Consider the following 21,145-nt stretch of genomic DNA (forward strand, 5'->3'; position numbering starts at 1 on the left):
TATGTTAACAGGTAAACAAAAACGATTTTTACGTGCGACAGCACATGATTTAAGCCCGATTTTCCAAGTGGGGAAAAATGGCGTTGGAGAAGCGATGTGTGCGGATTTGATCGATGCACTCGAAAAACGTGAATTATTGAAAGTCCAAGTTTTGCAGAACTGTGCCGACACACCAAAAGACGTAGCGGCTGAACTCGTCGATGGAACAAATGCTGAACTCGTTCAAGTCATCGGTAAAGTTGTTGTTCTCTACAAAGAATCGAAAGAGAATAAAACGTTACAATTACCACGATGAAGATTGGTTTGATGGGCGGAACGTTTGACCCGCCCCACATCGGTCATTTATTGATAGCGGAACAAGCAAAGGAACAACTGCGTCTTGATGCGGTCTGGTTTTTACCTGCGAACGTTCCTCCGCATAAAGCGGCGAACGTGACGAGTGCTGCGCAACGGTTGAAGCTCGTTGAAGCCGCTGTCCAGGCAAACGATGCGTTTTCCGTCTCGACGATTGAGTTCGAGCGTCAGGAAAAATCGTATACGCTTGAGACGGTTCTCGAATTGAAAAAACGGTATCCGACAGACGAGTTCGTGTTTCTACTCGGGGCTGACTCGCTTGCGAGCCTTGATACATGGTATCAAGCAGACCGCCTGTTTGAAACGGTTCAATTCGGGGCGGTCGCACGTCCAGGCAGTCGTTATTTGATTCCGGCAGGTGCGCAGGTGACAGCAGTCGACTTACCGTCGCTCGAAGTGTCTTCGACGGACATTCGAAAACGTGTCGCCCGCGGTAAAAGTATCCGTTACCTTGTTCCTGAAGCTGTCCGACAACTAATCGAGGAGTGGGAATTGTATGTTACTTGAAGAAGCAGACGATATCATTAAACGAACACTCCCGCATAAGCGTTATGTGCATACGCTTGGAGTTGTTGAAACAGCTCGTCAACTCGCGCGGCGAAACGGTGTCGACGAGGAGACGGCAGCGTTCGCTGCGATGCTGCACGATTATGCGAAGTATCGGGACACCGAAGAAATGCGGACGCTCGCTCGCGAACTCGGACAGCTCGAGTTGCTCGATTATGACGATGAGCTCTTGCACGCGCCAATCGGCGCAGAACTCGTCAAACGTGAACTCGGTATCGAGGATACGGTGATTTACCAAGCAATCGCGAATCATACGACCGGTGCTCCGGATATGCCGTTGCTCGATCAAGTGATTTTCGTCGCCGATGCGATTGAGCCGAATCGTACGTATCCAGGCGTTGAAACATTACGTGAAATTGCAGACGCCGATTTAACGGACGCCGTCATCGCGACGCTTGCGCATACCATCCAATTTTTATGTAACAAACAAACAGTGATTTTTCCGTTGACGATTGAAACGTATAATGCGTTCGTCACGGCTAAACGAAAGGGGACCGTCCTATGACAGTCGAACAAGAATTAAAATTAATCGTAAATGCAATTGATGATAAACGGGCAGAAGATATCATCGTTTTAGATATGAAAAACATCTCACCAATCGCAGATTATTTCGTGATTTGTGAAGGTGGATCAGAAAAGCAAGTTCAAGCGATCGCACGTGAAGTGAAAGAAGTTGCGCATAAAAATGAACTTCCGATCAAACGTCTCGAAGGACTTGACGCAGCGCGTTGGGTACTCGCAGATCTTGAAAATGTTGTTGTCCATGTCTTCCACCGTGATGACCGTGACTACTACAACCTTGAAAAACTCTGGTCAGACGCACCTAAAGTAGAAGTCGAGATCGACTGATGGCGTACGAACAGTTTGCATACGTCTATGACGAGTTGATGCAAGATGTTCCCTACGACGAATGGGTCGCCTGGGTATCGCAATACGTCGAAGCAAACAGTACGATTGCTGACGTCGGTTGTGGGACAGGAACGGCGACGTTGTTACTCGCTGAGCATTACCGCGTGACAGGTATCGATCTATCGGAAGAGATGCTTGAAATTGCACAAGAAAAAGCGATGGAACAACAGCAAAAAATCGATTTTTGGTGTCAAGACATGCGCGAAATCGAATTGCCTGCTCCAGTCGATGCGCTGACGATTTTGTGTGACTCGCTCAACTACCTGAAGACAGAAGCGGATGTGCAACAGACGTTCGAACATGCGGCACGGACGTTAAAAGAAGGTGGGAAGTTGTTGTTTGATGTGCATTCCCCGCATAAGATGGAAACACTCTTTAACGGGAAAACATATGCGACACACGCCGAACAAAGTTCTTATATTTGGTTTGCCGATCCCGGAGAAGCACCACTGTCCGTCGTCCACGAATTGACGTTCTTCATCGAAGACGAAGATGGACGTTACGACCGTGTTGACGAGACACATCATCAACGGACGTATCCGCCGGAACAATACGTGACGTGGCTTCGTGAAGCCGGATTCCGGACGCTCGCCGTAACAGGTGATTTCACGAGTGATGCACCAACACCGACGGCCGAACGAATTTTCTTTGTAGCTGAAAAAATATAATGGATGGACCGTTGCAAAAGGAAACTTTCGCAGCGGTTTTTTGTGCTGTATTTTGTGCTGTATGTTAAAGAAAAATAAACGATTTACATGAAAAAGATTTCTTGAGGAATTGATTTGTCAGTTAACACCACGAGAAAAACGAATTACTCAAAGCTACGTGACGACTCGAGCCTGGTAAAGTCGAGGCAAGAGGAGGGAGACCGATGACTATTCCCCGGATTCAACAAATCGCGAGTGTTGTTGTTGTCGTGTTACTGATAATCGTACTGTTCGTCCCGTTACCATCGTGTTCGAAAGAAGCGCTCGTCGACAAACCAGCAATCGTTAAGCATGAGCAAGACGCCAAAGCAGAAGATCAAGGGTCCACGGAGCAGACCCTCTTAAACAAAAAAATCATGGTTGATGTGAAAGGGGCAGTCAAGCGACCGGGACCCTATTCCTTTAAGTTAGGCGACCGGATTAAAGACGCAGTCGTTCGTGCGGAGTTGACACAAGCTGCTGATGTGACAGAAATGAATCTCGCGGCACGATTGATTGACGGTCAGGAAGTCATTGTTCCGACAAAAGAAAAAGTGAAACTTACACAACCGAAAGAAGAAGTACCACAAGCAGATGTGCCGGCTGGTCTGCTCGACTTGAATGCTGCGACGGAGCAACAGTTACTTGAAATCCCTGGAATCGGTCCAGCTAAAGCGAGCGCGATTTTAGCCTATCGTGAAGAAAAGGGCGGGTTCGCGCGTTATGAAGACTTAGGAGAGGTCAAAGGATTTGGTGACAAGACGCTTGAAACATTGAGAGCCTATTTGATTGTTTACTGATGCCGTTATTCCCGTTATTTTTCATAATTGTATTGATTGCAATCAAAGAGTCACTTTGGCTCGTAGGTGTGATTTGTCTCGTTTTGACCATTAAAAGCTGGTCTTTTACTTCGACACGCCTTGTCTTGATGAGTCTGTTGGTCGTAGTGTTCATCGTGTACGGACAAGATTTCGATGATGCGACACCGATTCAGACAATTGATATTTTGGATGCGAAGCAAAATGGAGATCGGATTCGGTACCTGGCGACTGCGAATCAACAGGAGTTGATTGTTTCGGCGACGCTAGATGAACATCAGGATCTCGATTACGAGCGAATTGGAAGACGGTGTCAAGTCGAACTGACGGAAAAGATGGTTTTACCGCGTGTCAATCGTGGCGGCTTTGACGAGGCGCGCTGGATGCGTACAGAACGATTAGCAGGAAAATTCGAAGTGAAAGAATGGGGATCATGTACCGATACACCTGGATTTGACGCGCAGGGACGCAGGATGCGCCAAGCATGGATGGACCGGATTGAACGACTTCCAGCGAAACAAGCCTTGTATATCGAAGCGCTTGTGCTAGGTGAGGACCGATTGATGGATCAGTTGACGCTTGATCGCTTCAAGAAGTTTGGATTGTTACACGCAATCGTCATTTCAGGTTCACATATCGCCTTTTTGATTTTTACGATATTATGGATTTTGAAAAAGTGCCGATTGACGCGTGAACGAAGAGCGGAATTTGTCCTTGTCTTATTACCGTTATATGGCTGGCTGACGGAATGGAGTGCGCCGGTCACGCGTGCAGTCTGCGTCGCGTTCATCTTGCTGCTCTATCAGCGTCTCGGACGACGGACAGACCCGCTCCTCGTGGTTGCCTATGTTGCAGCAGCGCAACTCGCTTATTCCTATACGAGTCTTTATGATATCGGCTTTCAGTTGACTGTCGGACTAACGATCTTTTTATTATTGTCGCGTAAGATTTGGCAAAAAGTAAAACGTCCTTGGAACTGGTTGTTAATTAGTGTCTGGGCGCAAATCTTAACGAGCCTAGTCTTGCAAATGGCGGAACAAACGGAAGTTTCGCCATGGTCGCCTCTGTTGAACCTCGTCATTGGAGCCTGGATCGAATGGGTCATCCTTCCGCTTTCCTTTCTAGTAGGCTTACTCTTGTTCTTCCCAGTCACGGATACATTCATGACGCTCCACGAGCGAGCAGTTGGTGTACTTGATCTTGCCCTCGCACAAGCGGAGCAGCTTCCCGTTCCGACCGTTGCTGTCCACTTATTGTCGTTACCACTCTTTTTGCTCGTTATAGTCGTCGTCTTAATCGGATGGTATGTAGCGGAACAAAAGTGGTGGGGGCATCTTCTTCCCGTCTGTGCTCTCCTTCTTGGAAGTGTATCGATGGATTTAAGGACGGAAGAACAGGTGACATTTCTCGACGTCGGTCAAGGCGATAGTACGGTAATCGAGAAGGATGGAGAAACGTTCGTTATCGACACAGGCGGGGCGTTTACGTTATCACAACGTCCCACGTTACGTCCGTTCGACCCTGGTAGTCAAATCGTTGCGCCTTTTCTTCATACGCGCGCGGAGACGGTAATCGACGGACTCATCTTGACTCATGCTGACAATGATCATATTGGAGGTGTCATCGGGTTATTAGAGAAAATCCGTGTCGATACGATTTATTTCGGAAGATACGATAATCAGGATGAAAAGCGACATCGTTTGCTGGAGCAGATTGAAGCGACAGGGACCAAAGTGGAGTTCGTCAAGGGAGGGCGAGAGATACGACCTTGGCTTACTGTTGTTGCACCTGACGAATCAGAAGCAGAGGAGAATGACCGTTCCATCGTGTTGCTTGCGGACGTTGCAGGAAAACGGGTTTTGTTGACGGGTGACGCAAGCATTGAACAAGAAGAAGGTTGGAACCTTGGACCAATCGATATTTTGAAAGCGGGTCATCATGGCTCGAAGACGTCGACGGGACTCGACTTGTTGCAACAAACGAATCCAGAAACAGTCATCATCTCCGCGGGACGGAATAATCGCTATGGTCACCCGCATGAAGAAGCGTTAGATCGCATCGGAAATCAGCGGACGATTTGGCGGACGGACAGGGACGGGATGATAACTTGTTCTTCAGCAGGCTGTGAAGCTATGATAAAATAAAAAACAGCAACCCCCCAAGGTTGCTGTTTTAGTGATTATAGACTTAAGAATTTGATTAAAACGCCAATGATGAATAAAACGGCGAAGAAACCAAATGAAGCGCCAAAACCGACGGCTGAGTCAAGCGCGTCATTACGTTTTGATTGAATATCGTTTTCAAACGCATTTTCACTTGGTGGGCGTACTGAATGTGCCATGCTGCATTCCCCCTTAATAGATTCCGCTTCTAGTATAGCGGAATAAAAGAGGATTATCTATGATGAAGTTAAGAACAAACTGTGAAATGTGGTGGGAATGATGAAAACACCTTGGCTTGTCAACGGAAAGTTGGCTAACCTTTATTTATTATATGGGACGGAGCGTCATCTTTTAGAGGAGTGGGAACGTGAAATCGTGAAGGCGGCATTACCAGATGGCGAACGATTTGACTACATGAAGATCGATTTAAACGATCAGCCTCTCGATGCCGTGTTAGATGAGGCGGAAACAGTTCCTTTTTTAAGTGATTACCGTGTCGTGGTTGCAAAACCAGCGACTTTTCTGACGGGCGCGAAAGATAAAAAAACGCATAACGTTGATCGATTAGCGGAATATGTCTTACAACCGGCAGATTATGCAGTCGTCGTTTTAATTGTCGAAGCGGAGAAACTGGATGAACGAAAAAAAATCGTCAAGCGGTTGAAAGATCGTGCGACGGTCCTCGAAGCAAAAAAGCCGACTTCGGAAGAATTATTCCGCTTTACGATGGATACTGTTAATGACAAAGGATACCGGATGGAGCGACCGGCAATTGAACGGTTAATCTTTTTGACAGGAGAAATGTGGGGAACGCTAGCGCATGAGCTCGATAAGCTGATGCTTTATGCAGGCGATCATCCGACGATCGAATTGGCGGATGTTGATTTGTTAGTACCGCGGACACTTGAAGACAATGTCTTTCAATTGACGGATTACTTAATGAAACGTCAACTTGAGCCTGCGATTCGCCTGATTCGTGACTTAGAAAAGCAAGGTCAGGAAATATTAGCGCTGCTCGGTTTGATGGCACGTCAGTACCGAATGATGTTACTGTCTAAGCGCCTGGCGGAACAAGGTTATGGTGAACGACAAATTGCTTCAAAGGTCGGGGCGCATCCATATGCGATTAAATTAGCATTGCAGTCCGGGAAACGATTTACGTTCGCCCAACTCGAACAAGCGTTAATCGCCATCACGACGACTGATGAAGGGATGAAGACGGGGCGTGGTGATAAACGAATATTGTTTGATTCACTAATCGTCCGACTAGCGACTTTGTGAGGAGCTGACGAACTAATGGAAATTCGAATGATTCAAGCAACAGAAGTGATTCCACTTCGTCATGGCGTCTTACGTCCGCATCAACCGATTGAGGCGTGCACGTATCCGGACGACTTGGCGACAGATACGTTTCACCTCGGAGGCGTCAAGGACGGTAAAATTGTCGCGATCGGCTCATTTGCAAAACGGTCATATGATACGGCGCCCGAATTGACATATCAATTGCGGGGAATGGCGACGAGTCCGGATGTACGTGGTGAAGGATACGGGATTGCATTGCTTGAAGAAGCACGACGAATCTTAAAGGAACGGCAAGTTACTGGTTGGTGGTGTAATGCCCGGCTAGTCGCAGTTCCGTTTTACGAACGATTTGGAATGAAGATTGCGAGTGAGCAATTTGAAATCGAAGGAATTGGTCCGCATCACGTGATGGTCGATCGATTGACGTATTGAAACGAAGTATTCAAATCAACTGAGACTGACTCGGAAGGAAGCATTCTTTTAGAGTCGGTCTCTTTTTTAAGCACAAAAAAATCGCCACCGGGGAAGCCCCTAGTGGCGATCAATCACCGTATTCTTCGGAAAGAATTAAAGTGCGTTTACGAGTTTAGCGAGACGTGATTTGTCACGACCAGCTTTGTTGCTGTGGATAAGACCTTTAGCAGCAGCTTTGTCGATTTTCTTAGACGCTGTGTTGAAAGCTACGAGCGCTTGCTCTTTGTTACCTTCAGTAGCGAAAGTTTCGACTGCTTTGATAGCTGAACGCATTGACGATTTACGTTGTACGTTAGCGACGCGGCGTTTTTCAGCTGTTTTAACACGCTTGATTGCTGATTTAATGTTAGCCATGGATGATTCACCTCCAAGAAAACTCATTCGAGATTTATATTCGCATATCTGCATTTATCGTTCAACAGAACAAACACAATTGTAGCAAACGTTTTTCTTAAAAGCAATAACAGCTCTAGGGTTTCTTTGGATTTTTGTTTTTCGGTAAAACAAAACGGGATGGTACAGCTCGTCTGATTTTTGTTATAATGAAGCGTATGTACGTTTGAATATAAGGTAAGGTGACTATAAACATGAATAATGCAGACCGTTTAAAACGGCAGAAGAGCATTCGCAACTTCTCGATTATCGCCCATATCGACCACGGGAAATCGACGCTCGCTGACCGTATTCTAGAAAGAACAGGCGCTTTGACGTCACGTGAAATGAAAGACCAAACGCTTGATGCCATGGATCTCGAGCGGGAACGTGGAATCACGATCAAGTTGAATGCCGTCCAATTGAAGTATACAGCAAAAGATGGTGAGGAATATATCCTCCATCTGATCGACACACCTGGACACGTCGACTTTACTTATGAAGTTTCGCGTTCACTCGCAGCATGTGAAGGTGCTGTTCTCGTAGTCGATGCGGCGCAAGGGATTGAAGCGCAGACACTCGCGAACGTCTACTTGGCGTTAGATAACGATCTTGAAATTTTACCGATCATCAATAAAATTGACTTGCCATCGGCGGATGTCGAACGTGTTCGTCAAGAAATCGAAGATGTCATCGGACTCGATGCATCTGAAGCGGTTCCGACGTCAGCAAAAGCAGGAATCGGAATTGAAGAGATTCTTGAACAAATCGTCGAAAAAGTGCCTGCACCAACCGGTGATCCATCGGCACCGCTCGAAGCGTTAATCTTTGATTCGTTCTATGATCCGTACCGTGGCGTTGTCGCATCAATCCGAATCGTCAACGGAACGGTCAAAGTCGGTGATAAAATTCGCATGATGTCGACCGGTAAAGATTTCGAAGTCTTAGAACTTGCCGTTTCGACACCAAAACCACTCCGTCAACAAGAATTAACGGTCGGAGATGTTGGTACATTGTCAGCGTCGATTAAGACCGTTGGAGACGTCCGAGTAGGGGATACGATTACACTCGCGAAACAACCGGCAATCGAAGCGTTACCGGGTTACCGGAAAATGAATCCGATGGTGTATTGTGGACTCTACCCAATCGACGCCGCCCGTTACAATGATTTACGTGAAGCACTTGAGCGTCTCCAGTTAAGTGATGCGGCACTCGAGTTCGAGCCGGAGACATCGCAAGCACTTGGATTCGGTTTCCGCTGTGGATTCCTAGGTATGTTGCACATGGAAATCATTCAAGAGCGAATCGAACGTGAGTTCAACATCGATATGATCACGACAGCACCGTCGGTTATCTACAACGTGACGACGACGTCCGGCGAAGTCTTGCATGTCGACAACCCGTCGAAGATGCCCGATCAACAAAAGGTCGAGTTCATCGAAGAACCTTTCGTCAAGGCAGCTGTCATGACGCCGAACGACTATGTCGGGGCGATTATGGAGCTTTGTCAAAAGAAACGCGGGACGTTCATCGACATGGAATACATCGATACGACACGTGTTAAAATCACGTATGAGTTACCGCTTTCGGAAATCGTTTATGATTTCTTCGATCAATTAAAATCGAGTACAAAAGGATATGCTTCACTGGATTACGAGTTGATTGGCTACCAACAATCACGCCTTGTGAAGATGGATATCTTATTGAATAACGAAAACGTCGATGCCCTGAGTTTCATCGTTCACCGTGATTTCGCGTACGAACGTGGGAAAGTCATCGTTGATAAATTAAAAGAATTGATTCCACGGATGCAATTCGAAGTGCCGATTCAAGCTGCGGTCGGGACAAAAATCGTTGCGCGTTCGACGATTAAAGCCCTTCGGAAAAACGTTCTCGCAAAATGTTATGGTGGGGATATCTCACGGAAACGTAAATTGCTCGAGAAGCAAAAAGAAGGTAAGAAGCGTATGAAGATGGTAGGCTCGGTAGAGGTACCTCAAGAAGCCTTCATGTCGGTTCTGTCGATGGATGAAGATTAAAGTCAAAAGGGGGCGTCTAACGCACCCTTTTTCTTGTTTATATAGAAAGGATGAGGCGAAATGACTCCACGCGCCGCATATGTCCACATTCCGTTTTGTGAACATATCTGTTACTACTGTGATTTCAATAAAGTATTTTTAAAAAATCAACCGGTTGCGGAATATTTAGATGCGTTAGAACGTGAAATCGAACTGACACTACAACAATACCCGACCGACCGACTCGAAACGATTTTCATTGGTGGCGGAACACCGACTGCGTTAAATGAACAACAGATGCAACGTCTGATGGACATCATCAGTAAACACCTCTTGCCATTGACGGATGCGACGCTTGAATACACGGTCGAATCGAATCCGGATGGCGTCTCGCCCGAAAAACTCGATATCATGAAAGCAGGTGGTGTCAACCGTGTCAGTTTCGGTGTCCAGTCGTTTGATGACGGATTGCTTGAACGGATCGGTCGGACGCACCGGGAAGCGAAAGTTGCAGAGACGCTTGACGAAGCCGCTAAACGGTTTGATAACATTTCCGTCGATTTGATGTTCGGCTTACCGAATCAAACGCTTGAGCAAGTTAAATATGATGTCGAGCGCGCTCTTCGTTTACCGATCACCCATATTTCGTCATACTCGTTAATTCTTGAGCCCCATACCGTATTTGCGATTCAAGAGCGAAAAGGGAAACTTCCATTACCGACACAAGATCTTGAAGCAGAGATGTACCGTTTGATGATTGAGACGATTGAAGCAGGTGGTTTGAAACAATACGAAATCTCGAACTTCTCGTTACCGGGAAAAGAAAGTCGGCATAACCGTGTCTACTGGGAAAATGATGAGTATTACGGTTTCGGCGCAGGATCGCACAGTTACATCGATCAAACACGTCGCGCGAACATCGCACCGATTCCGCATTACATCAAGGCGGAAGGTTTACCGGTCCGCAACGAGACACCGTTGACACATGTCGAGCGAATGGAAGAAGAGATGTTCCTCGGACTTCGGATGAAACAAGGGGTGTCAATCGAACACTTTGAGCAAAAGTATGGTATAGCGTTAGATGCTGCTTTTGGTAAAACAATCACGAAGTTGTTGCCGCGCGGATTAGTCGAACGGACGGATACACACTTGCGATTAACGGAGGCGGGTGTCCCGCTTGCGAATGAAGTATTCGCCGAGTTCATCGGTGAAGCGGAAGTTGAATGATTTCAGGATGACAAAAAAAACCAATCCACAGTAGCGGGATTGGTTTTTTGCGTACAGACAACGTGCTATTGGGAGATAAAAGCGTCTTTTCTCGTTATTTTCCTCGTACTCGTCTATTTTTTAGATTTTCTTGCGAAATAAGCAGTCGTTCCGATGATGGCAATGAACAACCAAACGAACACACCGGCCATCGCAAACATCTCAAGCATCTCAATCATCCTTTTCGTCATTTGTTTCACTGTATCGTATAATGGGAAACTGTTCAAAGGGTTCAGCAAATCTGTTGACATCATTTCCACTATTCCTTATAGTAAAGATGTAATTAGCACTCGTTAAAAGTGAGTGCTAACAAAATAAGGTGGTGAAGAAGGTGCTGACGGATCGTCAATTGTTGATTTTGCGTGCAATCGTCGATGATTATATCAAAACCGCTCAACCCGTCGGCTCACGGACGCTCTCGAAACGAGACGACGTGACGTTCAGTTCCGCGACCATTCGAAATGAGATGGCGGACCTCGAAGAGATGGGATTGATTGAAAAACCGCATACTTCTGCGGGACGAATTCCATCTGAGCTTGGATATCGATTTTATGTCGATCATCTGATTCGTCCGGAAAGCATCTCACCGCAAGAGGCAAAAGCATTAAAATCATTATTTGCCCATTCCGTGAATGAAAATGATCGCTTGATCAGACATACGGCGGACTTGTTGAGCGAATTGACGCATTACACGACACTTGTATTAGGTCCTAAAGAAGAAGGACAACGGCTCCACCATTTAGAATTAATCCCGTTAGCAGAAGGACGCGTCGTAATCGTTCTCGTAACGGAGACAGGTCATGTTGAGCATAAGACACTTCAGTTAGCGGAAGCTCTCTCACGTGAGGCAGCGAGTCGGCTGATGGAACGTCTGAATCAGACGTTACGAGGAACGCCACTGAGCAATCTTCGTCTTCGTTTGCTGGAAGAAATCAGACGTTTTCGTTCCGAACATTCGGAACAGACGTCGTTACTTTCGAAAGCACTCGATATCGTTCTGATGGATCAACAGGATGAGCGCCCCTTGATTTATCTGGGTGGGAAAGCAAACATGTTCGACCAGCCGGAATTTCAAGACGTCGCCAAACTAAGACCTGTCTTAGAATTGATTGAACAGCAGGAAGCATTGTTTGATTTCTTGAGTCCGAATCTCGATAATCAAATCTTGATTACGATCGGAAGCGAGAACAATGTCGATGCCCTGAAGGATTGTAGCGTGATCCGTGCCCATTACTCCGTTGATGGCGTTTCGCTCGGGACACTTGCGCTGATTGGTCCAAAACGGATGGATTATAATCGAGGCATCAATTCGATCATTCATCTTTTGCAAGCATTCCAAACCGAGCTGCGTAAGAACAGCTTGGATTGAATATAGAAAGGGGCTCGATTCAGAGTGGAAGAAAAAGAGCAGAATCAAAACCTCAGTAATGAAGAAACAACCGAGCAACAAGCAGAAACAGTTGAAGTAACAGAAGAGGAACTCGTGCAAGCGGACCTCGTCGAAGAAGAAGCGACACCGAATTTTGAAGCACAACTTGCTGAAGCAAAAGCATCAGAATTACGGTTGCGTGCCGATTTTGATAACTTCAAGCGCCGTAACCGGATTGAAGCGGAAAATCGTGCGAAGTATTCATCACAATCAATCGTCGAGAAGTTACTCCCACTCGTCGATAACCTTGATCGCGCACTCCAGATTGAGTCTGACAACGAAGAAACAAAGTCAGTCTTAGCGGGTGTCGAAATGGTCAAGCGTCAGTTAGCCGAAACCCTTCAAAACGAAGGTGTCGTTGAAATTCCAGCGGTCGGCGAAGCTTTTGACCCGAATCTGCATCAGGCAGTCGTTCAGGAAGCAAGTGACGAATTCGAGTCGGGCATCGTAACGGCTGAATTCCAAAAAGGGTATAAGTTACATGACCGCGTGATTCGTCCAAGCATGGTCAAAGTCGCAGAGTAATCTCGAATCATCCGAAACACAACAATTAACTAATCGAAGGTGAGGAATTTATCATGGCAAAAATCATTGGTATTGACTTAGGTACAACGAACTCATGTGTAGCAGTAATGGAAGGCGGAGAGCCAGTCGTTATCGCAAACGCAGAAGGTAACCGTACGACACCATCTGTCGTCGCTTTTAAAAACGGAGAGCGTCAAGTTGGGGAAGTCGCGAAACGTCAAGCAATCACGAACCCGAATACAATCATGTCGATCAAACGTCACATGGGTACAGACTATAAAGTTGAAGTTGAAGGAAAAGATTACACGCCACAAGAAGTATCAGCAATCATCCTTCAAAAATTGAAAGCGCAAGCTGAAGATTACCTCGGTGAAAAAGTAACGGAAGCGGTCATCACAGTTCCTGCTTACTTCAACGATGCAGAACGCCAAGCAACAAAAGACGCGGGTACAATCGCTGGTCTTGACGTGAAACGGATCATCAACGAGCCGACTGCAGCAGCACTTGCATACGGACTTGAAAAAGGCGAAGACCACACAATCCTCATCTATGACTTAGGTGGCGGTACATTCGACGTTTCAATCCTTGAACTTGGTGATGGTGTTTTTGAAGTTGTTTCAACAGCCGGTGACAGCCGTCTTGGTGGAGATGACTTTGACCAAAAAATCATCGATCATCTTGTTGCAGAATTCAAAAAAGACAATGGTATCGACTTAGCACAAGATAAAATGGCACTTCAACGTTTGAAAGATGCTGCTGAAAAAGCGAAGAAAGACCTTTCAGGTGTTTCTTCGACACAAATCAGCCTTCCGTTCATCACGGCTGGCGCAGCAGGTCCACTTCACCTTGAAATGACGTTATCACGTGCGAAATTCGACGATTTGACTGCTGACCTCGTCGAACGGACGATGGAACCAACGCGTCGTGCCCTTAGCGACGCTGGTATGTCACCAGATAAAATCGATAAAATCATTCTTGTCGGGGGATCAACACGAATTCCTGCAGTCCAAAAAGCAGTTCAAGACTTCACAGGTAAAGAATCATTCAAAGGCGTTAACCCGGACGAAGTTGTTGCCCTCGGTGCAGCAGTTCAAGGTGGCGTATTGACTGGTGACGTCAAAGACGTTGTTCTTCTTGACGTAACACCACTCTCACTCGGAATCGAAACAATGGGTAGCGTGATGACGAAGTTGATCGATCGTAACACGACGATCCCGACATCGAAATCACAAGTTTTCTCTACAGCAGCTGATAACCAGCCGGCAGTAGACATCCACGTCCTTCAAGGGGAACGTCCGATGGCAACAGATAACAAAACGCTTGGTCGTTTCCAGTTGACAGACATTCCACCAGCACAACGCGGCGTGCCGCAAATCGAAGTTAAATTCGACATCGATGCAAACGGAATCGTTAACGTATCGGCGAAAGACCTCGGTACAAACAAAGAACAATCGATCACAATCCAATCATCAAGCGGCTTGACTGAAGCGGACATCGACCAAATGGTCAAAGATGCTGAAGCGAACGCAGATGCAGACAACAAACGTAAAGAAGAAGTTGAACTTCGTAACGAAGCCGATCAACTCGTCTTCGCGACAGATAAAGCAATCAAAGACCTCGGCGAACAAATCGATGCTGCCGATAAAGAAAAAGCAGAAGCTGCAAAAGAAAAAGTAACAACGGCTCTTGCTGGAGAAGACATCGAAGCGATTCGTACGGCGAAAGATGAATTATCAACAGTCGTTCAAGAACTCACACAAAAAGTCTACGAAAACATGGCTCAACAACAAGCTGGCGCTGAAGGCGCACAAGCTGACGGACAAGACGACAACGTCATGGACGCAGAATTTGAAGAAGTAGACGATAAAGATAACAAATAATTCGAATCGACCGATTTTTCGGGCGCTAGAGAGAGCCAAAGCGTGATCCGCGCTTTGGCTCTTTCCATGTCGCACGAAGTTCGGTAAAATCAAACAGTATGAAGTGAATCGGAGCCAAAGAGAGGGAGACTGAACGTGGAAAAACGCGATTATTATGAAGTGTTAGGTGTTGCACGCGACGCCTCAGCAGCAGAAATCAAACGAGCTTATCGGAAACTCGCCCGGACGTACCATCCGGATGTCAATAAAGAATCAGATGCCGATGCAAAATTCAAAGAGATTTCGGAAGCGTACGAAATTTTGTCTGACGACAATAAACGAGCACGTTACGATCAGTACGGTCACCAAGATCCATCGCAAGGTGGTGCAGGATTCGGTGGCGCAGAAGGATTCGGGGACATCTTTGACATGTTCTTTGGTGGTGGTGGACGCCGTCAAGATCCGAATGCACCGCGTAAAGGACAAGATCTCCAGTACGTAGAAGAAATTGATTTCATGGAGGCATTCTCGGGTGTTGAGAAAGTCATCACGATTCCAATCGAGGAAGATTGCGAAACGTGTCATGGATCAGGTGCAAAACCAGGGACGCACCCGGAAACATGTAAACGTTGTGCTGGATCAGGTCACATCAACGTCGAACAAAACACGATGTTCGGTCGTGTCGTCAACCAAACAACATGTTCGACATGTCACGGACGTGGACAAATCGTCAAAGAACCATGTGAAACATGTCGTGGTGCAGGACGGGTTCGTAAAAATAAAGACGTTCGTGTCAAAATTCCAGCAGGGATCGACAATGGACAACAAATTCGTCTGGCTGGTAAAGGGGAAGCAGGCGTCAACGGCGGACCGTTCGGTGACCTCTACGTCGTCGTCCGTGTCCGGGAACACGAATTGTTCGAGCGGGTTGACGATCATATCGTCATGGACATGCCGCTGACATTCGCCCAAGCGACACTCGGGGATGAAATCGAAGTGCCGACCGTTCATGGAAAAGTTAGCTTAAAGATTCCTGCCGGTACACAAACTGGATCACGGTTCCGCCTTCGTGGTAAAGGGATGCCTAACGTTCGTTCAGGTCATCATGGTGACCAGTATGTCAACGTCGTCCTCATCACACCGAAACATTTGACAGATCGTCAAAAAGAAATCTTACGTGAATTCAACGAAATCAGTGATGAAAAAGGTGTCGAAGAGCAGCATGAAGGTGTCTTTGGCCGCATTAAAACATTCTTTAAAGGGTGATTCGCTAAAGGAGCGTGACAGGAAATGAAATGGTCAGAAGTTTGTGTCCATACGACACAAGAAGCAGTCGAAGCAGTCTCGAATATTTTACATGAAGCAGGAGCGAGTGGTGTCGTCATCGAGGATGTCGAAGATTTCGAGATGATGTCGCATCGTGAAGACAACTTCGGTGAAATTTGGGATGAGAAAAAACGAGACGAATATCCGGATACAGGTGTCCTCGTCAAAGCTTATCTTGCGGAAAGTAGCGATTTGACGGATATGATTAAAGGAATCGAACGTGATATCCAGATGCTGACGCAGTTCGGACTGACGATCGGTTCAGGTACTGTCACGCTCACACAAGTCGATGAAGAAGATTGGGCCCATTCGTGGAAACAGTTTTATAAGCCAGTTAAGATCAGCCGTCACTTGACGGTCGTTCCGATGTGGGAAGACTATACACCACAACCGGATGAAAAAATCATCGAACTTGACCCGGGTATGGCGTTTGGGACAGGAACGCATCCGACGACAGTTCTATGTATTCAAGCGATTGAAAACTACTTGCAAGAGCAAGACCGCGTCGTCGATGTCGGGACGGGTTCTGGTGTCCTCGCGATCGCCGCTGCGAAACTGGGAGCAAAAGATGTATTCGCGCTTGATTTAGATGAAGTCGCAGTTAAATCAGCGACAGATAACGTGGCACTCAATCAAGTCAGTGACCGGATCACAGTCCGTCAAGGTGACTTGATGAAAGCATTAAATGAGCCTGTCGAATTGATTGTCGCAAACATCTTAGCTGAGGTCATCTTATTGTTTGTGAACGATGCCTACGAGCTGACACTACCAGGCGGGCATTTCATTGCCTCAGGCATCATCAGTCAGAAGAAAGACATGGTGGTCGAGGCGATGACCGAGGCTGGTTTTACGATTGTTGAAACAACAAAACTGGAAGACTGGGTCGCAATCATCGCGAAACGCGAGGCCTGAGCCGATGCAACGATACTTTGTAGAGCAGACAGCTCGCTCGGGAGAACGGTTTACCTTGCAAAAGGATGACGCCCATCATATGAAAAACGTCATGCGAATGGATGTCGGGGATGAAATCTTGGTCCTTGATGGAACCGGCCTATTTCGTTGTGCGCTCGAAGAACTCGACAAACAACAGGCCGTCGCACGGATTGTCGAGTCGTTACCAATCGATACAGAATTACCGATTCGGGTGACGCTTGCTTACGCCTTGCCGAAAGGTGATAAAATCGAGCTTGTCGCTCAAAAAGCGACCGAACTCGGGATGAATCAACTACTCATTTTTGAATCCGCCCGTTCGGTCTCGAAATGGGATGCGAAAAAGGTCCCGAAAAAAATCGAGCGTCTTGAAAAAATCATCAAAGAAGCAGCCGAGCAATCCTACCGTGCTCACTTGCCGCAAGTTGACTATGTGACGTATGATGAAGTCCTACAAGAAGCACCGCAATATACGGCATGTTTAGTCGCATACGAAGAATCAGCGAAAGAAGGCGAAGCTACGGCTTTTGCCTCGACTCTGGCGCGACTACAAGCAGGGGATTCACTCCTCGTCGTGATTGGTCCTGAAGGTGGACTGACGGAGACGGAGGTAACACGGTTGACCGATGCCGGCTTCTTACCGGCATCACTCGGACGACGGATTTTAAGGACGGAAACGGCGCCGCTGTATGTCCTATCCGCCGTATCGTATCATTTTGAACTGAAAGGGTGAACGAAATGGCTACTGTTGCCTTTCAAACGCTTGGCTGTAAAGTCAATCATTATGAGACAGAGGCCGTCTGGCAGCTGTTTAAAGATGCAGGTTACGCGCGTGTCGATTTTGCAGATCATGCAGACGTCTACGTCGTCAATACATGTACCGTTACGAATACGGGTGATAAAAAAAGTCGTCAAGTCATTCGACGGGCGATTCGTCAAAATCCAGACAGTGTCATCTGTGTAACGGGTTGTTATGCACAGACATCGCCTGCTGAAATCATGGCGATTCCAGGGGTTGACGTCGTCGTCGGGACACAAGACCGCCACAAGATGATTGGGTACATCGAACAGTTCCGCGAAGAACGGATGCCGATTAATGCAGTCGGGAACATCATGAAGGCAAAAGTCTACGAAGAACTGGACGTTCCAGCGTTTACGGACCGGACACGTGCTTCGCTGAAGATTCAAGAAGGCTGCAATAATTTTTGTACCTTCTGCATCATTCCATGGGCACGTGGGTTGATGCGTTCTCGTCAACCGGAAGATGTCTTAAAGCAAGCACAACAGCTCGTTGATGCCGGTTACAAAGAAATCGTCTTGACGGGGATTCATACGGGTGGCTACGGTGAAGATTTGAAAGACTATAACTTAGCGAAGTTACTCAAAGCACTCGAGTCCGTCACAGGTCTTGAACGCCTTCGGATTTCTTCGATCGAAGCGAGTCAAATCACGGATGAAGTGTTAGACGTCTTAAAGGATTCGCCAATCGTCGTCCGACACTTGCATGTCCCGATTCAGTCAGCATCGGATACCGTTTTACGGCGGATGCGTCGTAAGTACACGATGGCGGAGTTCGGGGAACGGATCACGCGTCTGAAAGAAGTGTTACCGGACTGTGCCATCACGTCAGATGTCATCGTCGGTTTCCCGGGTGAGACGGAAGAAGAGTTCATGGAGACGTTCAACTTCATCAATGATCATAAGTTCAGTGAGCTGCATGTCTTCCCTTACTCGAAACGGACAGGGACACCAGCTGCGATGATGGACGATCAAGTGGAAGAGTCGATGAAAGAACAGCGTGTTGCGCGTTTGATCGCTTTATCGGATCAACTCGCAAAAGAATATGCTTCAAAATACGAAGGGGAACTGCTTGAAATCATTCCGGAAGAGTTTTCGGAAGAAGCAGGCGGTCGTCTCGTCGGTTACACGGACAATTACTTACGTGTCGCGATCGAGGGAGACGAATCTTTGATTGGTCAACTCGTGCGCGTCAAAATCAATAAAGCCGGCTATCCAATGAATGACGGACAATTCGTCCGCATCATGGAGACATTAAAAGAACAAGCGATCTGAAATGAGTTCGTCTTCCTGCTTCAGGGAGACGAACTTTTTTAGCGAGTAGACGAAGTCTTACACGACGTACGATCGGGAAATCAAGCGTCTTTTTTGTTGCTTTCCTCGGTCTTTCCTTCCTCTGAACGTGCGTTGGAAATGTACTTTTCCCGCAGGAGTCAACGAAACGTGACGCTTTTTAGGGAATACCGTGACGGAAATCCGGGCATGCAGACGGTTTAGAGTGCACTCCGTCTTGAATCGCCTTAGAACCGCAAAATACAATCGGTCGCGACCCTGCCGCTTTGAAGACGAGGTGAGAGACAGGGGAGCACGAACGGATTGACTCTCGATATCGCATGTTCACGCTTCATAACACGCTGAACAAAATAAATTATTTTGTTTTCAAGTAACGGATACGCTACACTGAGGAAAGATTCTAACAAGAGAAAGAGGACAATCTATGCGAATTAATAAATTCATCAGTGAAACAGGATACTGCTCAAGACGAGCAGCGGATAAATTGGTCGATGCCGGTCGCGTCACAATCAACGGTGTCGTTGCCGAACTCGGCTCACAAGCGGAAGCGACGGATGCCGTTGAAATCGATGGACAGCCGCTCCAAACAAAACCGACGCTTGAGTACTTGATTTTGAACAAACCGGTCGGCATCACATGTACGACCGAACTCGACATCGAAGGAAATATCATCGATTTCGTCAATCATCCGAAACGGATTTTCCCGATCGGGCGCTTAGACAAAGACTCAGATGGACTGATCATTTTGACGAACGATGGAGACATCGTCAACCGGATTTTACGGGCAGAGAATAATCACGATAAAGAATATATCGTAACGGTTGATGCCCCGATCACAGAGACGTTCATCGAAGGAATGGCGAGCGGCGTCGATATCCTTGGAACGACAACGAAAGAATGTATCGTCGAACAACTCGAGTCACGGACATTCCGAATCGTCTTGACGCAAGGGCTGAACCGTCAGATTCGTCGCATGTGTAAAGAATTTGGTTACCGCGTCAAACGGTTGCAACGGGTCCGTATCATGAATATTGAGTTAGGTGATTTACCGATTGGTGAATGGCGTGACTTGACGGAGTCAGAAATGAAAACCTTATTTACGACGCTCGATCAGGAATAACGAAAAAGTCGCCATGATGATGGCGGCTTTACTTGTATACATAAGGAGGTTCATTGTGGATAAACGGGGAATGAGCGCGACGTTCGTCGCATACGTGATTGGCGGGTTGTTACCGATTTACAAATTATTTGCAGACACTGTTCCGGCATGGACGGTCGTGTCGATTCGCATCATCAGTGCGTTCATCTTCGTCACACTATTATTACGTTTGTCCGGCAAATTTACGCAAGTCGGTCGATTATGGCGGAATAAAAAACAACGTCTGACCGTTTTAGCTGCTGGTCTTGTCCTCGGTGGGAATTGGACGCTCTATCTCTATGCAATCGGTGAAGGGTACATCGTCGAATCGTCGCTCGGCTATTACATCAATCCGCTCGTCAGCGTATTGTTTGGGTTGTTATTTTTCCAAGAACGTTTGAACCGGACCCAATTGATTGCCATCATCAGTGCCATCATCGGTGTCTTGATTTTGACATTCGGCTACGGGAAGTTTCCAATCATTGCTTTTTCGCTTGCTGTTTCGTTTGCTTTTTATGGTGTGTTAAAGAAAAAGGCAGCGGCAGAACCGTTATCAGGGTTATTCCTAGAGACGTTAGTGACATTACCGTTCGCGTTGTTGACGCTTGGTATGACGGGAGCGAATCCGCTCGCTTTACCGACCGGAGCCTTGATTGCCATCATCATGCTTGGTGTTGCGACAGCTGTTCAGTTGATGCTGTTTGGGTACGGTATGCCGAAGATTCCATTTGTATATGTCGGTATCTTGCAGTACATCGCACCGACGTTGACGTTAGTACTCGGTGTCTTTTTGTTTAATGATGTGTTTACATCGATTCACTTCGTGGCCTTCCTGTTCATCTGGATTGCCGTCGCACTGTTTACGATCAGTGGTTTATCGGCAGGACGAATGAAGATGAAAAAGGTCTCGTAATTCAGA

23 protein-coding genes are annotated in these 21,145 nt (G+C 46.9%); 20 read left to right on the forward strand and 3 right to left on the reverse strand.

What is annotated here, in order from left to right; translation table 11 throughout:
- Position 1 precedes the first annotated feature (1 nt).
- From yhbY to AC0VYQ_RS04175, 7 genes are all read left to right on the forward strand, one after another.
- Complete coding sequence (gene yhbY / locus AC0VYQ_RS04145) at positions 2–295, forward strand: ribosome assembly RNA-binding protein YhbY (RefSeq protein ID WP_088836513.1); 294 nt, start codon at positions 2–4, stop codon at positions 293–295.
- Positions 292–861, forward strand: a complete 570-nt coding sequence (locus AC0VYQ_RS04150) for a nicotinate-nucleotide adenylyltransferase (RefSeq protein WP_475404301.1) — start codon at positions 292–294, stop codon at positions 859–861. The genes yhbY and AC0VYQ_RS04150 overlap by 4 nt, the downstream gene beginning before the upstream one ends.
- A complete protein-coding gene (gene yqeK, locus AC0VYQ_RS04155; RefSeq protein WP_475404302.1) occupies positions 851–1,426 on the forward strand; it encodes a bis(5'-nucleosyl)-tetraphosphatase (symmetrical) YqeK in 576 nt (191 codons plus the stop codon). Before AC0VYQ_RS04150 ends, yqeK begins: the two co-directional genes overlap by 11 nt.
- Positions 1,423–1,770: a ribosome silencing factor gene (gene rsfS, locus AC0VYQ_RS04160; protein ID WP_029332888.1), complete on the forward strand. Its 348-nt coding sequence runs from the start codon at positions 1,423–1,425 to the stop codon at positions 1,768–1,770. The genes yqeK and rsfS overlap by 4 nt, the downstream gene beginning before the upstream one ends.
- Positions 1,770–2,498, forward strand: coding sequence for a class I SAM-dependent DNA methyltransferase (locus AC0VYQ_RS04165; protein WP_214765464.1), 729 nt, complete (start codon positions 1,770–1,772; stop codon positions 2,496–2,498). The genes rsfS and AC0VYQ_RS04165 overlap by 1 nt, the downstream gene beginning before the upstream one ends.
- Before the next feature lie 203 nt (positions 2,499–2,701).
- Positions 2,702–3,316 (forward strand): helix-hairpin-helix domain-containing protein, encoded by a 615-nt coding sequence (locus AC0VYQ_RS04170; RefSeq protein ID WP_475404303.1) that lies wholly within the window; start codon positions 2,702–2,704, stop codon positions 3,314–3,316.
- Positions 3,316–5,478 (forward strand): DNA internalization-related competence protein ComEC/Rec2, encoded by a 2,163-nt coding sequence (locus AC0VYQ_RS04175; protein ID WP_475404304.1) that lies wholly within the window; start codon positions 3,316–3,318, stop codon positions 5,476–5,478. The genes AC0VYQ_RS04170 and AC0VYQ_RS04175 overlap by 1 nt, the downstream gene beginning before the upstream one ends.
- A gap of 35 nt (positions 5,479–5,513) precedes the next feature.
- Here AC0VYQ_RS04175 and AC0VYQ_RS04180 read toward each other — a convergent pair whose 3' ends face one another.
- Positions 5,514–5,675 (reverse strand): YqzM family protein, encoded by a 162-nt coding sequence (locus AC0VYQ_RS04180; RefSeq protein WP_029332892.1) that lies wholly within the window; start codon positions 5,673–5,675, stop codon positions 5,514–5,516.
- A gap of 100 nt (positions 5,676–5,775) precedes the next feature.
- Here AC0VYQ_RS04180 and holA point away from each other — a divergent pair, with 100 nt between their 5' ends.
- Together holA and AC0VYQ_RS04190 are read left to right on the forward strand one after the other, a co-directional pair.
- Complete coding sequence (gene holA, locus AC0VYQ_RS04185; protein WP_214765458.1) at positions 5,776–6,777, forward strand: DNA polymerase III subunit delta; 1,002 nt, start codon at positions 5,776–5,778, stop codon at positions 6,775–6,777.
- A 15-nt stretch (positions 6,778–6,792) separates the two neighbouring features.
- Positions 6,793–7,230, forward strand: coding sequence for a GNAT family N-acetyltransferase (locus tag AC0VYQ_RS04190; RefSeq protein ID WP_475404305.1), 438 nt, complete (start codon positions 6,793–6,795; stop codon positions 7,228–7,230).
- A 135-nt stretch (positions 7,231–7,365) separates the two neighbouring features.
- Here the strand turns inward: AC0VYQ_RS04190 and rpsT are convergent, their stop codons facing one another.
- A complete protein-coding gene (gene rpsT, locus AC0VYQ_RS04195) occupies positions 7,366–7,626 on the reverse strand; it encodes a 30S ribosomal protein S20 (protein ID WP_014969761.1) in 261 nt (86 codons plus the stop codon).
- Between the two features lie 233 nt (positions 7,627–7,859).
- Between rpsT and lepA the strand changes: the two genes are divergently transcribed.
- Both lepA and hemW read left to right on the forward strand, forming a co-directional pair.
- Positions 7,860–9,683 carry a translation elongation factor 4 gene (lepA, locus tag AC0VYQ_RS04200; protein WP_214892963.1) on the forward strand — a complete coding sequence of 608 codons (1,824 nt, stop codon included), beginning with the start codon at positions 7,860–7,862 and terminating at the stop codon, positions 9,681–9,683.
- Between the two features lie 60 nt (positions 9,684–9,743).
- Positions 9,744–10,889 (forward strand): radical SAM family heme chaperone HemW, encoded by a 1,146-nt coding sequence (gene hemW, locus AC0VYQ_RS04205; protein WP_475404306.1) that lies wholly within the window; start codon positions 9,744–9,746, stop codon positions 10,887–10,889.
- Between the two features lie 113 nt (positions 10,890–11,002).
- Here hemW and AC0VYQ_RS04210 read toward each other — a convergent pair whose 3' ends face one another.
- Positions 11,003–11,182, reverse strand: coding sequence for a hypothetical protein (locus tag AC0VYQ_RS04210; protein WP_029332897.1), 180 nt, complete (start codon positions 11,180–11,182; stop codon positions 11,003–11,005).
- Positions 11,183–11,259: 77 nt separating this feature from the next.
- Between AC0VYQ_RS04210 and hrcA the strand changes: the two genes are divergently transcribed.
- The 9 genes from hrcA to rarD all read left to right on the forward strand — a co-directional run bounded on the left by hrcA (position 11,260) and on the right by rarD (position 21,139).
- Positions 11,260–12,297: a heat-inducible transcriptional repressor HrcA gene (gene hrcA / locus AC0VYQ_RS04215; protein WP_214847573.1), complete on the forward strand. Its 1,038-nt coding sequence runs from the start codon at positions 11,260–11,262 to the stop codon at positions 12,295–12,297.
- 24 nt (positions 12,298–12,321) lie between these two features.
- Positions 12,322–12,882, forward strand: a complete 561-nt coding sequence (gene grpE / locus AC0VYQ_RS04220) for a nucleotide exchange factor GrpE (protein WP_029332899.1) — start codon at positions 12,322–12,324, stop codon at positions 12,880–12,882.
- A gap of 53 nt (positions 12,883–12,935) precedes the next feature.
- Positions 12,936–14,762 (forward strand): molecular chaperone DnaK, encoded by a 1,827-nt coding sequence (gene dnaK, locus AC0VYQ_RS04225; RefSeq protein WP_088836525.1) that lies wholly within the window; start codon positions 12,936–12,938, stop codon positions 14,760–14,762.
- Positions 14,763–14,897: 135 nt separating this feature from the next.
- Complete coding sequence (dnaJ, locus tag AC0VYQ_RS04230; protein WP_088836526.1) at positions 14,898–16,007, forward strand: molecular chaperone DnaJ; 1,110 nt, start codon at positions 14,898–14,900, stop codon at positions 16,005–16,007.
- A gap of 24 nt (positions 16,008–16,031) precedes the next feature.
- Positions 16,032–16,979, forward strand: coding sequence for a 50S ribosomal protein L11 methyltransferase (prmA, locus tag AC0VYQ_RS04235; protein WP_029332902.1), 948 nt, complete (start codon positions 16,032–16,034; stop codon positions 16,977–16,979).
- A gap of 4 nt (positions 16,980–16,983) precedes the next feature.
- Complete coding sequence (locus AC0VYQ_RS04240; RefSeq protein WP_214892970.1) at positions 16,984–17,730, forward strand: 16S rRNA (uracil(1498)-N(3))-methyltransferase; 747 nt, start codon at positions 16,984–16,986, stop codon at positions 17,728–17,730.
- A gap of 5 nt (positions 17,731–17,735) precedes the next feature.
- Positions 17,736–19,070, forward strand: coding sequence for a tRNA (N(6)-L-threonylcarbamoyladenosine(37)-C(2))-methylthiotransferase MtaB (gene mtaB / locus AC0VYQ_RS04245; RefSeq protein WP_088836529.1), 1,335 nt, complete (start codon positions 17,736–17,738; stop codon positions 19,068–19,070).
- Positions 19,071–19,512: 442 nt separating this feature from the next.
- The gene (gene rluF / locus AC0VYQ_RS04250) at positions 19,513–20,208 is read left to right on the forward strand and encodes a 23S rRNA pseudouridine(2604) synthase RluF (protein WP_088836530.1); all 696 of its coding nucleotides are present in this window, start codon (positions 19,513–19,515) and stop codon (positions 20,206–20,208) included.
- Positions 20,209–20,263: 55 nt separating this feature from the next.
- Positions 20,264–21,139, forward strand: coding sequence for an EamA family transporter RarD (gene rarD, locus AC0VYQ_RS04255; RefSeq protein WP_475404307.1), 876 nt, complete (start codon positions 20,264–20,266; stop codon positions 21,137–21,139).
- Positions 21,140–21,145 lie beyond the last annotated feature (6 nt).

The organism is Exiguobacterium sp. QJM3NY_9 (genome assembly GCF_056173545.1).

Bases quoted from the DNA above. Each gene is read 5' to 3' on its own strand.
- yhbY (WP_088836513.1), top strand. From the start codon at position 2: ATGTTAACAGGTAAACAAAAACGATTTTTACGTGCGACAGCACATGAT.
- AC0VYQ_RS04150 (WP_475404301.1), top strand. From the start codon at position 292: ATGAAGATTGGTTTGATGGGCGGAACGTTTGACCCGCCCCACATCGGT.
- yqeK (WP_475404302.1), top strand. From the start codon at position 851: ATGTTACTTGAAGAAGCAGACGATATCATTAAACGAACACTCCCGCAT.
- rsfS (WP_029332888.1), top strand. From the start codon at position 1,423: ATGACAGTCGAACAAGAATTAAAATTAATCGTAAATGCAATTGATGAT.
- AC0VYQ_RS04165 (WP_214765464.1), top strand. From the start codon at position 1,770: ATGGCGTACGAACAGTTTGCATACGTCTATGACGAGTTGATGCAAGAT.
- AC0VYQ_RS04170 (WP_475404303.1), top strand. From the start codon at position 2,702: ATGACTATTCCCCGGATTCAACAAATCGCGAGTGTTGTTGTTGTCGTG.
- AC0VYQ_RS04175 (WP_475404304.1), top strand. From the start codon at position 3,316: ATGCCGTTATTCCCGTTATTTTTCATAATTGTATTGATTGCAATCAAA.
- AC0VYQ_RS04180 (WP_029332892.1), bottom strand. From the start codon at position 5,675: ATGGCACATTCAGTACGCCCACCAAGTGAAAATGCGTTTGAAAACGAT.
- holA (WP_214765458.1), top strand. From the start codon at position 5,776: ATGAAAACACCTTGGCTTGTCAACGGAAAGTTGGCTAACCTTTATTTA.
- AC0VYQ_RS04190 (WP_475404305.1), top strand. From the start codon at position 6,793: ATGGAAATTCGAATGATTCAAGCAACAGAAGTGATTCCACTTCGTCAT.
- rpsT (WP_014969761.1), bottom strand. From the start codon at position 7,626: ATGGCTAACATTAAATCAGCAATCAAGCGTGTTAAAACAGCTGAAAAA.
- lepA (WP_214892963.1), top strand. From the start codon at position 7,860: ATGAATAATGCAGACCGTTTAAAACGGCAGAAGAGCATTCGCAACTTC.
- hemW (WP_475404306.1), top strand. From the start codon at position 9,744: ATGACTCCACGCGCCGCATATGTCCACATTCCGTTTTGTGAACATATC.
- AC0VYQ_RS04210 (WP_029332897.1), bottom strand. From the start codon at position 11,182: ATGATGTCAACAGATTTGCTGAACCCTTTGAACAGTTTCCCATTATAC.
- dnaK (WP_088836525.1), top strand. From the start codon at position 12,936: ATGGCAAAAATCATTGGTATTGACTTAGGTACAACGAACTCATGTGTA.
- prmA (WP_029332902.1), top strand. From the start codon at position 16,032: ATGAAATGGTCAGAAGTTTGTGTCCATACGACACAAGAAGCAGTCGAA.
- AC0VYQ_RS04240 (WP_214892970.1), top strand. From the start codon at position 16,984: ATGCAACGATACTTTGTAGAGCAGACAGCTCGCTCGGGAGAACGGTTT.
- mtaB (WP_088836529.1), top strand. From the start codon at position 17,736: ATGGCTACTGTTGCCTTTCAAACGCTTGGCTGTAAAGTCAATCATTAT.
- rluF (WP_088836530.1), top strand. From the start codon at position 19,513: ATGCGAATTAATAAATTCATCAGTGAAACAGGATACTGCTCAAGACGA.